The 13,207-nt window shown below is 74.8% G+C and carries 12 protein-coding genes and 1 pseudogene; 6 read left to right on the top strand and 7 right to left on the bottom strand.

The genetic code is table 11. The features are described from left to right. Positions 1-54 precede the first annotated feature (54 nt). The 4 genes from QQY24_RS28510 to QQY24_RS28495 all read left to right on the top strand — a co-directional run bounded on the left by QQY24_RS28510 (position 55) and on the right by QQY24_RS28495 (position 3,432). Complete coding sequence (locus QQY24_RS28510) at positions 55-1,017, top strand: pyridoxal-phosphate dependent enzyme (protein ID WP_301976378.1); 963 nt, start codon at positions 55-57, stop codon at positions 1,015-1,017. Between the two features lie 127 nt (positions 1,018-1,144). Further along, positions 1,145-2,116, top strand: coding sequence for an LLM class F420-dependent oxidoreductase (locus QQY24_RS28505; protein WP_301975583.1), 972 nt, complete (start codon positions 1,145-1,147; stop codon positions 2,114-2,116). A 113-nt stretch (positions 2,117-2,229) separates the two neighbouring features. After that, complete coding sequence (locus QQY24_RS28500) at positions 2,230-2,658, top strand: SsgA family sporulation/cell division regulator (protein ID WP_301975582.1); 429 nt, start codon at positions 2,230-2,232, stop codon at positions 2,656-2,658. Between the two features lie 75 nt (positions 2,659-2,733). Continuing rightward, positions 2,734-3,432 (top strand): DUF2238 domain-containing protein, encoded by a 699-nt coding sequence (locus QQY24_RS28495; RefSeq protein WP_301975581.1) that lies wholly within the window; start codon positions 2,734-2,736, stop codon positions 3,430-3,432. A gap of 494 nt (positions 3,433-3,926) precedes the next feature. On the opposite strand, the gene QQY24_RS28485 is transcribed toward QQY24_RS28495, so the two are convergent. The 6 genes from QQY24_RS28485 to QQY24_RS28460 form a co-directional block, all read right to left on the bottom strand. Then, positions 3,927-4,418 carry a DUF6328 family protein gene (locus QQY24_RS28485; RefSeq protein ID WP_301975580.1) on the bottom strand — a complete coding sequence of 164 codons (492 nt, stop codon included), beginning with the start codon at positions 4,416-4,418 and terminating at the stop codon, positions 3,927-3,929. Between the two features lie 84 nt (positions 4,419-4,502). Continuing rightward, a complete protein-coding gene (locus QQY24_RS28480; protein ID WP_301975579.1) occupies positions 4,503-5,486 on the bottom strand; it encodes an aldo/keto reductase in 984 nt (327 codons plus the stop codon). Between the two features lie 157 nt (positions 5,487-5,643). Further along, on the bottom strand, positions 5,644-6,258 hold the full coding sequence (locus QQY24_RS28475; RefSeq protein ID WP_301976377.1) for a TetR family transcriptional regulator: 615 nt from the start codon (positions 6,256-6,258) through the stop codon (positions 5,644-5,646). A gap of 104 nt (positions 6,259-6,362) precedes the next feature. Continuing rightward, the gene (locus tag QQY24_RS28470) at positions 6,363-7,856 is read right to left on the bottom strand and encodes an MFS transporter (RefSeq protein WP_301975578.1); all 1,494 of its coding nucleotides are present in this window, start codon (positions 7,854-7,856) and stop codon (positions 6,363-6,365) included. Between the two features lie 97 nt (positions 7,857-7,953). Continuing rightward, positions 7,954-9,162, bottom strand: a complete 1,209-nt coding sequence (locus tag QQY24_RS28465) for an FAD-dependent monooxygenase (protein ID WP_301975577.1) — start codon at positions 9,160-9,162, stop codon at positions 7,954-7,956. Positions 9,163-9,383: 221 nt separating this feature from the next. After that, a complete protein-coding gene (locus QQY24_RS28460) occupies positions 9,384-10,073 on the bottom strand; it encodes a ribonuclease H (protein WP_301975576.1) in 690 nt (229 codons plus the stop codon). A gap of 333 nt (positions 10,074-10,406) precedes the next feature. On the opposite strand from QQY24_RS28460, the gene QQY24_RS28455 reads away from it, so the two are divergent. After that, the gene (locus tag QQY24_RS28455) at positions 10,407-11,633 is read left to right on the top strand and encodes an epoxide hydrolase family protein (RefSeq protein WP_301975575.1); all 1,227 of its coding nucleotides are present in this window, start codon (positions 10,407-10,409) and stop codon (positions 11,631-11,633) included. A 112-nt stretch (positions 11,634-11,745) separates the two neighbouring features. Here QQY24_RS28455 and QQY24_RS28450 read toward each other — a convergent pair. Further along, positions 11,746-12,034, bottom strand: a pseudogene (locus QQY24_RS28450) (helix-turn-helix domain-containing protein); the annotation flags it as partial. Between the two features lie 219 nt (positions 12,035-12,253). On the opposite strand from QQY24_RS28450, the gene QQY24_RS28445 reads away from it, so the two are divergent. Then, positions 12,254-13,141: an RNA polymerase sigma factor SigF gene (locus QQY24_RS28445; protein WP_301976376.1), complete on the top strand. Its 888-nt coding sequence runs from the start codon at positions 12,254-12,256 to the stop codon at positions 13,139-13,141. Positions 13,142-13,207: the final 66 nt, after the last annotated feature.

Below are 13,207 nucleotides of genomic sequence, written 5' to 3'. Positions count from 1 at the left end.
CGCAGACGCGGTTCCCAGCCCCCGCGCCGGAAGGGACGGACCACCGTGACCAACCTGATCGGCATCCCGGACATCGAAGCGGCCGCGCGGCGGATCGCCGCACACGTGGTGCGCACGCCCACCACGCCGAGCCCCGGCCTGAGCGCGCTGCTCGGCGTGCCGGTCACGGTCAAGCTCGAACTGCTCCAGCACACCGGGTCGTTCAAGGCGCGCGGAGCGGCGGCGAAGCTGCTGTCGCTGAGCGGGGCCGAGCGGGCGGCCGGCGTGGTGGCGGTCAGCGGCGGCAACCACGGCGTCGCCGTCGCGGCGATGGCGGCGGCCCTCGGCGTGAAGGCGACCGTGGTCATGCCGCGCACCGCGCCGGCGCGTTCGCTGGAGCTGGCCGAGCGGGCCGGGGCGGCGCTGCGCCTGACCGACGGCATGGACCGGGCCTTCGCGCTGGTGGCCGAGTTGCGGGACGAGGGACTGACCCTGGTCCACCCGTTCGACGATCCGGTCGTGATCGCCGGGCAGGGCGGTGTGGGGCTGGAGCTGGCGCAGGACGCCGGCGAGCTGACGGACGTGGTGGTCAGCGTCGGCGGCGGGGGGCTGATCGCCGGGGTGGCGGCGGCGCTGCGCGCCCGGCGCCCGGGCGTGCGGGTGTGGGGCGTGGAGACGCGGGGCGCCGAGGCCATGTCGGCGGCGCTCGCGGCGGGCGGGCCGGTGCCCGTGCCGGTGTCCTCACTGGTCAGCACGCTCAGCGCCCCGTCCGTTTCCCGGCTGACGTACGACCACGCGTCCGCGCTCGTCGAGGAGGTCCTGGTGGTGCCGGACCGGGAGGCGGTTCAGGGGTGCCTGGACCTCGCCGTGCACGCCAAGCTGTGGGCGGAGCCCGCCGCCGGCTGTCTGCTGCCGGCCGCCCGGCAGGTGGTGGAACGGGTCGGCGGCACCGCACGGCTGGGACTCGTGGTGTGCGGGGGCAACGTGACCCCGGGGGAACTCCTCGGCTGGGCCGGCCGCCTCCGGCTGCCGGTCTGACCGCCCGGTCCGCCCCGGGGCGCGCGACGACGCGGAACCGGACCCGCGGCGGCCGCCGTCCGGGGACCGGAGGGCCGGACCCCTCCCGCGGCCGTTTTCCGGGCGGAAGTCCGGGGACCCGCTCGGTATGGTGCAAATCGGATACACGATGATGACCGAGCAGGCCGGTCCCCGTGACCTCGTCGACCACGTGGTGCGGGCCGAGGAGGCGGGCTTCGACTTCTCGGTGACCTCGGACCACTACTTCCCCTGGCTGCGCTCCCAGGGCCACGCGCCCTACGCGTGGAGCGTGCTGGGCGCCGCCGCGCAGGCCACCTCGCGGATTCCGCTGATGACGTACGTGACCTGTCCCCTGGTCCGCTACCACCCGGCGGTGGTGGCGCAGAAGGCGGCGACCATGCAGTTGCTGTCCGAGGGCAGGTTCCGGCTCGGGCTGGGCGCCGGTGAGAACCTCAACGAGCACGTGGTGGGCGGCGGCTGGCCCCCGGTGGACGTGCGCCACGAGATGCTCGAGGAGGCGGTGGAGATCATCCGCGCGCTGTTCGACGGCGGGCACGTCACCCACCACGGCACGCACTACGACGTGGAGTCGGCCCGGTTGTGGGACCTGCCGGACCAGCCCGTGCCGATCGGTATCGCCGTCTCCGGCGAACGGTCCTGCGCGCTCGCCGGGAAGCTGGCGGACCTGGTCATCGCCACCGAGCCGAAGGCGGGGCTGCTGGAGTCCTTCGACCGGCACGGCGGCACGGGCAAGCCCCGCGTGGGCCAGCTGCCGGTGTGCTACGACACCGACCGGGACACGGCCGTCAAACGGGCGCACGCCCAGTTCCGCTGGTTCGGCCTCGGCTGGAAGGTGAACGCCGAGCTGCCGCACCCGGACTCCTTCGAGGCGGCGACCCGGTTCGTGACCCCCGACGACGTCGCCTCCGCCATCCCGTGCGGCGACGACCCGGACGCCTTCGTCGAGGCCGTGCGGCCCTACGCCGAGGCGGGGTTCGACGAGATCGCGCTGGTGCAGATCGGCGGCGACTCGCAGCCGCAGTTCCTGGACTGGTCGGCGAAGACCCTGCTGCCCGCCCTGCGCGAGGCGCTCGACTGACCGCCGGCGGCGGGCATCGTCCCGGCAGGAACGAAATTCGGCCGCGCGAGGGAGCATCTTGGCCGGTACCGGGGTATTAGAGCGCCCTACGCCCACGTTCCCGGAGGCCTCGCGTGAACCCCCTCGTGCACAAGACCCTGGTGGTGCAGCTGAGCGCGGAAGGCACCGAACGGTGCCCCGTGCTCGCCCACCTGAGTTACGACGCCGACGACCCGTTCGCCGTCACCGCCGTGTTCGGCCACGACGGCCACGTGCTGGCCCAGTGGCGGCTGGACCGGGAGATGCTGCAGGACGGTCTGACCAGGCCGGTCGGCATCGGCGACGTGCGGCTGCGCCCGGTCGCCACCGGACCGTGGCGTGAGCTGCGCATCGAGTTCCTCGGGGACTTCCGGCCCGACGGGAGCCGGCACCACGCCGTGGTGTCCGCCTGGGCGCCCGCGATCGCCGCGTTCCTGCGCGAGACCCGCGAGCTGGTGCCCCCCGGCCGGGAGCAGGTCCGCGTGGACGCGTTCCTGGCGGAAATCCTCTCGCGGGCTGAGTAGCGGTACTCATGCCCGTGCCCGCCCGGCGGCACCAGCATGAGGGCTCCGCAGACCCGCACGGCCGAGGAGCCCCGCATGACCGCACTGCATTCCGTCCCGCGCCGCGTGCCGCCCGCCCTGTTCGCCGCCGTGGTGGCCGTGGGCCTCGCCGTGTCGGCGTGGGGCGCGCGTGATCGTACGACCTGGTTCCTGGAGACGTTCTGGGCGCTGGCCGGGCTGCCCGTGGCGGTGCTGGCCTGGCGGCGCTTCCCGCTGACGGGGCTGCTGTGCGGGCTGCTGGCCGCGCACGCGCTGGTCCTCGCGATCGGCGGCCACTACACGTACGCTCAGGTGCCGGCGGGCGACTGGGCGCGGGACGCCCTCGGTCTGTCCCGCAACCCCTACGACAGGTTCGGGCACCTGATGCAGGGCTTCGTGCCCGCCGTCCTCGTGCGCGAACTACTCTCCCGCACCTCGCCGCTGCGCGGCAGCCGCTGGCTCGCCCCGCTCACCGTGTGCGCCTGCCTCGCCTTCAGCGCCTGCTTCGAGCTGCTGGAGTGGCTGGCGGCCGAGACCGCCGGACACGGCGCCGACGCGTTCCTCGCCACCCAGGGCGATGTGTGGGACACCCAGTGGGACATGTGCTGCGCGCTGGTCGGCGCGGTGCTCTCGCTGCTGCTGCTCAGCAGGGCGCACGACCGTCAGCTGGCGTCCCTGGCGTCCCGCACGGCCGGCGGGTACCGTCAGCGCGCGGGTTCGCCGGGCCGGTGGTCGTGGCGACCGGACGCGCGGTGACGTCCGGTCCGACCGCTGGAGACGCGGTGACCGGGCCCGTCCCGTCCGGGGACAGGGGAGCCCCGGCGCCGGGCGTGGCGGATCCCCCCGGTCGTCCGGACCCCATGGTCCGGGGGATGCGGATCCTCGGCCCGCCGGGGCCGGAGCGCCGCGGGACCCGTAGCGCGGGTCCCGCCACCCCGTGCGCAGGCTCTCGGCGTCGACGACCGCGTCGCGAGGCACCGTGATCCCGGCCCCGCCGGTTCCGAGCCGCGGCTGCGTGGCGACGACCGGATGCTCCACGATCACCTGGGACAGGTCCAGGCACACCCTTCCGCGGGTGGACCCGGCCCTGGGGGTCCGGGGTGCCCGCCGTGCGCCGCGCCGCCGGAGCCGTCCGCCGGCGGCGCGAACGCGCCGAGGGCCGTGGCGGACGGGGCCTGCGACGGGGAGGCCGGCCGCTCGTCGTCACGGCCCTGATCGTCCGGTCCGGCGAACCCGTTGCGGCCGGAGCGCTAGTCACCCGACCGGCTGTACTTGCGGCGGGCCCACAGCGGCAGCCCGTACCAGCAGGTCAGGTACCAGGCGACGACGGCCGTGACGAGGTAGGGCACGTAGCCGTCGTGCGTGGCCACCCGCATGATCAGCAGCAGGGACGAGGTCATCGTGGCGAGCAGCAGGACCAGGCCGACGAACGTCATCCGGGACGCCAGCCGCACCGCCTGCGGTTTGACCCTGCGGCCGGATACCAGGCGGTGCAGGGAGACCGGGCCGATGAGGGCGCCGGTGGCGCACGCGCCCAGCACCACGGTCACGATGTAGATCACCTGGTCCACCTGGGCGAGCTGGGCGTACTTGGGCTGGAAGACGACCGTCAACAGGAAACCGAAGAGGATCTGCACGCCCGTCTGGGCCACCCGGACCTCCTGGATGAGTTCACCCCACATCCGGTCGGCCCGTTCCTCCGCGGTCTCGTTCCGCCCCCTGCGCGTGTCCTGCTGCGTCATGCGGTGCGTGTAACCGCCCGCACGTTCGTTCAAACGGGGGACGGTCGCCGGCGGTGGCGCGCCCGCCCCGGCCGCACCCTGCGCTCACCAGCGGTGTTCGACCTGGTCCTTGACGCGGCGCTCGTACACGTCGCGGATCGCGGTGAGGGTCTGCCCGGGCGGCGCGGGCAGCTTGGCGGCGGCCGCGTTGGCGCGGGCCTGCCCGGGGTTGCGGGCGCCGGGGATGACCGTGGTCACGCCGGGCTGCTCGATGATCCAGCGCAGCGCCAGCTGGGCCGGCGTGTAACCCTCGGGGGCGAGCGCGGCGAACTCGGCGGCGGCCTCGACGCCGGTCGCGTAGTCGACGCCGGCGAAGGTCTCGCCCTGGTCGAAGGCCTCCCCGTGCCGGTTGAAGGTGCGGTGGTCGTTGGCCGCGAAGACCGTGTCCTCGGTGTACTTGCCGGACAGCAGGCCGGAGGCCAGGGGCACGCGCGCGATGATGCCGACGCCGGCCTCCCGGGCCGCCGGCAGCACCTCGTACAGGGGCTTCATGCGGAACGGGTTGAGGATGATCTGCACGCTCGCCACGTTCGGCCGGGCGATGGCCGCCAGCGCCTCGGCGCAGGTCTCCACGCTCACGCCGTACGCGGCGATCCGCTCCTCGGCCACCAGGGTGTCGAGGGCGTCGAACACCTCGTCGGAGGAGTAGACGGCGGTGGGCGGGCAGTGCAGCTGCACCAGGTCGAGGCGGTCCACGCCGAGGTTGCGGCGGGAGCGGTCGTTCCAGGCCCGGAAGTTGTCCAGGACGTAGTTCCCGGGGATCTGGTCGACCCGGCGGCCCATCTTGGTGGCCACCAGCACGTGCAGGTCGGGCCGGCTGCGCAGGAAGGTGGCGATGGTCTGCTCGCTGCGCCCGTCTCCGTAGACATCGGCGGTGTCGAAGAAGGTGACCCCCGACTCGGCCGCCGCCTCCAGTACGGACAGGGCCTCCGTGTCGTCCACGTCGCCCCAGTCGGCGCCCAACTGCCACGTGCCGAGCCCGACGACGGATACCCACTGCCCCGACCTGCCGATTACGCGTTCGTCCATGGCGTCAGTGTGTCATCCCGCCCGGTGCGGGGGGGCGGGCCCTCCCGGTGCCCGGGCCGCCCGGCCGGGCGATCACGGTGCCGGAGGTCACCGGCGGGCGCCGGCCGGCCGCCGGGCGTCAGGCCCGGGCGTCAGGCCCGGGCGTCAGGCCCGGGCGTCAGGCCCGGGCGTCAGGCCCGGGCGTCAACTGCGCCTGCACGAGCGGCCCGTAGCGGTCGGCGAGAGCCTCCGCGTCGGCCTCCCGCAACCGGGGTCCGCGTGCGATGCCGTACATGACGCCGAGGCCCAGCAGGGCGGCGACGGCCAGTTCGGCGCGCAGGGCCGCTTCCGGGCCGGTGAGCCGGGCGGCGAGCCGGTCGGTCACCTGGGCGCGGAAGTTGGCGCGCAGGACGTCGCCGTGCGCGCCGTGCAGCGGGGCGAAGGCGATGCGCAGCAGCGGGTCCGCACCCCGGTCGCGCTGGCTGGTCAGGACGTGCCGGACCATGTGCCGGCCCAGGTCCTCCAGGGGTGCGGCCAGCAGTTCGTCCGCGTCGGTGTCGAAGGACATCACGCGGGCGAAGAGGGCGTCCCTGCTGCCGAAGTACTTCAGGACCAGCGGCGGGCTGACACCGGCCCGTTCGGCGACCGCCCTGAGCGTGATGTCCGCGTGCGCGTGCCGGGCCAGGAAGTACCGGGCGGCCCTGAGGATGGCCGCCTTGGTGGCCTCGGCGTCCCGGCGGCCGGGAGCGGCGGCCCCGGTCGTCCCGCGGTCTGCGGGGGCGCCGCCGGGCACGGGGGCGGAATCGCGGTGTGCGGGGGCGTCCGTGCCGGGCGCGGGTTCCGGGGCCGGGGCGCCGGGGGCCGCCGGCCGGGGGCCGGGTGGGGTGCTCACGGCCCTCATGCTCCCTCCATCGCCTCGTCGCGGGCGCCCCGGGCGGCCCCGCGCAGACGCCGGGTGCCGTCGGAGGAGGCGTCGCCCGGGATGGACAGGGCCGCCGCGCAGGCCGCGACGGCGACCGCGCCCGCCATCGCGAACGCCAGCAGGTAGCCGCGCAGCGTCGGTACCGGGACGCCGCCGACCGGGCTGGAGTGGTGCACGAGCACGGCGGCGACGGCGGCGCTGGAGGTGGCCTGCCCGATGGTGCGCATCAGGACGTTGACGCCGTTGGAGGAGGCGGTCTGCCCGGCCGGGACGGCGCGCAGGATGAGGGTGGGGAGCGCGGAGTAGGCGAGGGTGGTGCCGGTGGCCACCACCGTGGCCCCCAGGACGATCATCCACAGGTCGCGGCTGTCGGCGATGCGGAGCACGTAACCGCAGGCGATGACGGCGGCACCGACGGCGAGGGTGATGCGCGGGCCCCGGGAGGCCGAGATGCGGGCGGACAGGGGCGAGAAGAGCAGCATGGTGACGCCGCTGGGGAGCAGGCACAGACCGGTGGCCACGAGCGACAGCCCGAGGCCGTACCCGGTGGCCTTCGGCGCCTGCACCAGCTGGGCGGTCACGAGCGTGTTGGCGTAGAAGGCGAACCCGGTCAGCAGGGCCGCCACGTGGGACAGCCCGACCCGCGGCCGGGTGACCAGGCGCAGGTCGACCAGCGGCCGCTGCACGCGCAGCTGCCACCGCCACCACAGGGCCAGCACGACGACGGACGCGAGGAACAGCCCGAGGATCCGGGGGCTCCCCCAGCCCCACTGGCCGCCCTGGGAGACGCCGAGCAGCAGGCACACCAAGGCGGCGGCCAGCCCCAGCGCGCCGAGGACGTCGAAGCGGCCCGGCTCGCGCACGGGCGACTCCTTCACCGCCCACCAGGTGGCCGTCACCCCGAGCGCGCCCAGGGCGCTGGTCAGCCAGAACATGGTGTGCCAGTCGGCGTACTGGACGACCAGCGCGGCCAGCGGCAGGCCGAGGGCCGCGCCGATGCCGACCGTGGAACTCATCAGCGCCACGGCCGACCCGCGGCGCTCGGGCGGCAGTTCGTCCCGCAGGATGCTGATCGACAGCGGGACGACGGACGCGGCGGCTCCCTGGAGCGCGCGGGCCGCGATGAGCACGCCGATGTCGGAGGACAGCGCGCACATCACCGAGCCGACGGTCATCAGGGCGAGCGCGGCGGTGAGCACGCGGCGCTTGCCGTACATGTCGCCCGCCCGTCCGAGCACCGGGGTGAGCACCGCGCCGGCGAGCAGGGTCGCGGTGACCATCCAGGAGACGCTGGCCGCCGACGCCCCGGTCAGCCGGGGCAGGTCCGGCAGCAGCGGGACGACCACGGTCTGCATGACGGCCATCAGGATGCCGCCCGACGCCAGCACCGGGATGGTGAGACGGTCCCGCAACCGGGTCGCGCCGGCGGGGGTGCCGGACGGCTGGGGTATCGGGGCGGGCTGGTCCATGGGCACTCCTGCGGACGGTGGCGGCGCGGCGGCACGGAGGTGAATGACAATTCACCTTATCGAGTGAATGGCCATTCACCAACGCACCACCGGGCGCTCACCCGCGCGACGAGCGCGCGTGCAGGGCGCGCGCGGCGCGGGGACCGAGCCAGCGCTTGAGCCTGCGGAGCACCTCCAGGCGGTCGGCCGCCTTGTCGATTCCGTAGTACAGCTGTGGGGGGACGTACGGCAGCAGGGGTGAGTGGCGCTGGCCGAGCAGGGCGAACATGCGGTGCGGGGGCAGGTTGATGTAGCGGGGCAAGTTCTCGTACCACCGGGCGCTGTAGCGGGCCGCGCTCTGCGCGGAGAGCAGGGCGGTGCTGCGCCGCCGCTCGTAGGCGGCGAGGGCCCGGGGCAGGGCGGGGTGCTCGCGCAGGGCGGCGGCGAGGCACATCGCGTCCTCCAGGGCGAGGGTCGTGCCCGCGCCGATGGAGTAGTGGGTGGTGTGGGCGGCGTCGCCGATCAGGACCAGGTTGCCGTGGTGCCAGCGGCGGTTGGTGAGGGTGCGGAAGTTCAGCCAGGGGGAGCCGGCGCCGGCCGCGGCCGGGGAGCGGCTGATGAGGGGGTGGCCGTCGAGGACACCGGCGAAGAGCTTCTCCAGCAGCGCGAGCCCCTCGCCCTCGTCCGCCCGGTCCAGGCCGAGGCCGGTGAAGGTCTGCGGGGAGCACTCGACGACGCAGGTGCTGCGGTCGCCGCTGTAACCGTAGCCGTAGGCCCAGATCCAGCCGTGTTCGGTCTCGGTGAAGGCGAAGGTGAAGGCGTCGAAGACCCGGGTGGTGCCGAGCCAGGCGTAGTGGTTGCGCCCGGCGGTGATCTCGGTGCCGAAGTGCCCGGCGTGCCGGCCGCGCAGGGCACTGTGCACGCCGTCGGCGGCCACGACGAGGTCGGCGCCGGCGGGCGGTCGAGTGATCTCGCTGCCGTACTCCAGCCGTACGCCCAGGGACCGGGCGCGGGCGGCGAGCAGCTCGAGCAGCCGGTGGCGGCCGATGCCGTAGCCCTGGTCACCGCGGTGCCGCGTGGTCAGGTCCCGGACGTGGGCGACGCCGTCGCTCCAGCGCACCGAGTGCTCCTCGACCGCGCGCGCCGACTCGGGGTCGTGCGCCCGGAGCGTGTCGAGCAGGCCCTGCCAGTACGTGACGCCCCACCCGTAGGTGGAGCCCTCGGGGTTGCGTTCGTGGACGGTGACGGTGTGGGACGGGTTCTGCCGCTTGAGCAGGATGGCGAGGTACAGGCCCGCGGGCCCGCCTCCGACACAGACGACCTTCACGCGCACACCCCTGACGCTCACCGAACGTAGCCGATCGACAACGCACGGTAGCAGCAACCGTTGCGGCGAGAGCGCAACGGCGGATCGCGTCGGCACGGCGCGCCGGGCCGGGGCGGTGGCCGGCCGACTCCCGGCGGCCGACTCCCGGGCGGCCCGCCGGACGAACCGCGGTCACCGGGCGCCCGACGTCCGGCCCGCACGTCCCGTCCGGGCCCCGGCGGTCAGGCCTCGGCGGTGCGGCACTCCGGGTGGCCCCAGCCCTGGGCGTTCTTCGCGATGGGCTCACCGGCCGCGTAGGAGCGGCCGCACAGGCAGCGGCCGGGGAACTTCGCCTTGAGCGTGCGCGTCGACGCCCCGCCGCCGGTGCGGCGGGGCGCCTTCTTGCGCGGGGCCCTGGCCGCCGGGACGCCGGACGCCGGCGGCTCCGGGGAACCGAGCGCGCTGCCGGCCGCCTCCTGGGCGGAGGCCGCCTGGCTGGCGGCGCGGTCGGCGAAGTCGTTGAGCGGGTCGCCGTCGACCTGGTGGGCGGGTACGTGGCGGAACTCGACGGACCGGCCGTCGAGGAGTTCGTCGATGCGCACCACCAGGTCCTGGTTGGCGACCGGTTTGCCGGCGGCCGTCTTCCAGCCGTTGCGCTTCCAGCCGGGCAGCCAGGTGGTGACCGCCTTCATCGCGTACTGCGAGTCCATCCGGACCTCGAGCGGCACGTCCGGGTCGACGGCGGCCAGCAGGCGCTCCAGCGCGGTCAGTTCGGCGACGTTGTTGGTGGCCCGGCCGAGCGGGCCCGACTCCCAGCGGGCCGGGGTCCGCTCGTCGTCCGACACCACCCACGCCCATCCGGCCGGCCCGGGGTTCCCCTTCGAAGCCCCGTCGCACGCGGCCACCACACGTTCACGCATACGGCCGATCATGCCATGGCCGCGCGCCGCGCCGGGTCGGCGTCCCGCCCCGGGCGAACGCGACCCTCCCGGCCGGGGGCCCGTCCGGTCCCTCCCGGGACGGCGCGCCATCCCGTACCGGATCCGGCGCCGTGCGGGCCACGGGGTGCCCTCCCCGGGCGCCCCGTCGCCCGCCGGGCGGCCGGGGAGGGCACGCGCCCCGTGCGCCTCCTCCAGCCGGGCCACGTCCAGCTCGCCCGTACCGCGCACGGCGCGGGCGTACCGACTGGTTCTCCCCCGGACCTCATCGGCGCCTCCGCCGAATAATCCGAGCGGGCGTGCGGCATCCGCATTAGCATCCAGGACATGATCCCCTCACCCGGCGAGTCCGCCGAGAGCGCCGGGGACGGCATCGCGCCCTTCCGGCTGTCGGTCCCGCAGAGCGACCTGGACGACCTGCACGACCGCCTGGACCGCACCCGCTGGCCGGCCGAGCTGCCGGGGGCCGGCTGGGAGTACGGCGTGCCGGCCGGCTACCTGCGCGAACTGGTCCGGTACTGGCGGCACGAGTACGACTGGCGCGCGGCCGAGGCGGAGCTGAACGCGTGGCCGCAGTTCACCACCACCGTCGACGGGGCGCACGTCCACTTCGCCCACCTGCGCTCCCCGGAGCCGGACGCCGTCCCGCTGGTCCTGACCCACGGCTGGCCGGGCTCGATCGTCGAGTTCCTGGACGTGGCCGGGCCGCTGGCCGACCCGGTGGCGCACGGCGGGCCGGCGTCCGACGCCTTCCACGTCGTGGTCCCGAGCATCCCCGGCTTCGGGCTGTCCGGGCCCACCGGGGAGCCCGGCTGGGAGGCGGGCCGGGTCGCCGACGCCTGGGCGGAGCTGATGCGGCGGCTCGGCTACGGGCGGTTCGGTGCGCAGGGCGGCGACTGGGGCGCCGGGATCTCCCGCGAGCTGGGCCGCGCCCACCCGGACCGGGTGATCGGCGTCCACCTGAACCTGCTGCCGAACGCGCAGGCGCTGACCGAACCCACCGAGGAGGAACTGGCCCCGCTCGATCCCGAAGAGCGCGAGCGGACCCTCCTGTCGTGGCGCCGGTGGGCCGACTGGTCGCGCGAGGGCACCGGCTACGCCGTCCAGCAGTCCACCCGGCCGCACACCCTCGGCTACGCCCTGACGGACTCCCCCGTCGGACAGCTGGCGTGGATCGTGGAGAAGTTCCGGGAGTGGAGCGACTGCGCGGAGCTGCCGGAGGAGGCGGTCGACCGGGACCGGCTGCTGACGAACGTGATGCTGTACTGGCTGACCGGTACGGCCGCCTCGTCGGGCCGGATCTACTACGAGCGGGCGCACGCCACCGGCCGCACCGCCCGTCCGGCCGAGCCGTCGGCGGCGCCGACCGCGCTGGCCCTGTTCCCGGCCGAGATCCACCTCGCGCTGCGCCACAACGCGGACCGCACGGAGAACCTGGTGCGCTGGACGGAGTACGACCGGGGCGGGCACTTCGCGGCCATGGAGGAACCGGACCTGCTGGTCGCCGACGTCCGGGCCTTCTTCCGCGACCTGCGGGAGCGGGGCGCCGGCTGACGGCGGCCGCGGCCTCGGACCGCCAGGCCCGCCCGTCGGCCGGCCGGTGGGCGGGCCGGGCGGGTGCGGCGACCGCACGGCGGGCCGTGCCGGTGCGGCGGCCCGGCTCGGCCTGGGCGCGGGACAGCAGGTCGCCGGGGTCCAGGCCGAGGGCGTGGGCCGCGGCGGCGAGGACCTCGGCGGATGCCTCCTTCCGGCCGCGCTCGATCCGGACAGGTGGGGCAGGGGGATCCGGGCGGCGTCGGCCACGTCCTCCAGCGTGCGCTCCTGCGCGAGCCGCTCGTGCCGCAGCACGTCGCCGACCAGGTCTCCCGCCACAGCGGTTCCCCGGACGCGGGAGCGGGCGCCCCCGGGCCCGCGGGCCCGGGACGCGGCGGGAGGACAGGGGCTTCGTCGCTCATCCGGCTGCTCACCCGTTCCGCCTGAGGTGGGGCTCCGGCACGGCCGGAGGCGGCATGCGGGGCGTCACCGGCGGCACCCGTCCGGTGAAGAACGGCACGCGGGCGCATGAGACGCCGGATTGCGGGTACGCGCCGGTCACGCACATGTGGACAGGGATCGGCATCGGCACCCAGACCCGCAGGAGCAGACGTCGAACCGTGACTTTCGTGGGAGAGGTAATGATCACCGCCGGGATCCGGTCGGAAGCAGAGGTCGCCGGGAGAGCCGTGCGGAACGGCACGGCCGAGGAGTCACTGCCGGGCATCGAGGACCCGACCTCCGTGGCCCCGCGTGACGCACGCGAGCTGTCCCGCCAGTTCTTCCGCCGGCTGGCCGAGCTGGAGGAGGGCACGCACGAGTACCAGTACGCGCGCAACACCCTCATCGAGATGAACATGTCGCTGGTGCGGTTCGCGGCCGGACGGTTCCGGGGCCGCGGTGACGACATGGAGGACATCGTCCAGACCGGCATGATCGGTCTGATCAAGGCCATCGACCGGTTCGAGTTGACGCGCGAGGTGGAGTTCACCTCCTTCGCGCTGCCGTACATCGTCGGCGAGATCAAGCGGTTCTTCCGCGACACCACCTGGGCGGTGCACGTACCGCGGCGGCTGCAGGAGCTCCGGGTGGAGCTGGCCAGGGCCCGCGAGGAGCTGTCCAGCCGCCTGGACCGGAACCCGACGGTCGCCGAGCTGGCCACCTTGATGAACCTCTCCGAGAAGGAGGTGGTCGAGGCGCAGCTCGCCTCCAACGGCTACAACTCCGCCTCGCTGGACGCCGCCCTCACCGGGGACGGCCCCGAGGACGGCGAGGCGGTGCTCGCGGACTTCATCGGCGTGGAGGAGGAAGGGCTGCGGCTCGTGGAGGACTTCCACGCGCTGGCGCCGCTCATGGCCGAGCTGAGCGAGCGCGACCGGCAGATCATCCACATGCGGTTCGTGGAGGAGGCCACCCAGGCGGAGATCGGCGAGCGGCTCGGCTGCTCCCAGATGCACGTCTCCCGCCTGATCAAGCGGATCATCACCCGGCTGCGCCAGGGCATGCTGGGCGAGCTCGGCTGCGCCTGAGGCGGATGCGCCCCCGTGCCGCGGTGCCCGCTCCCGAGCGGTGGCGTCGTACCGCTTCGCCGCTCG

The sequence above is a fragment of the Streptomyces sp. TG1A-8 genome, from assembly GCF_030499535.1.
Lineage (GTDB): Bacteria > Actinomycetota > Actinomycetes > Streptomycetales > Streptomycetaceae > Streptomyces.
Note: the sequence above shows the minus strand (reverse complement) of the source record. Positions and strands in the feature narration are given on the sequence as shown.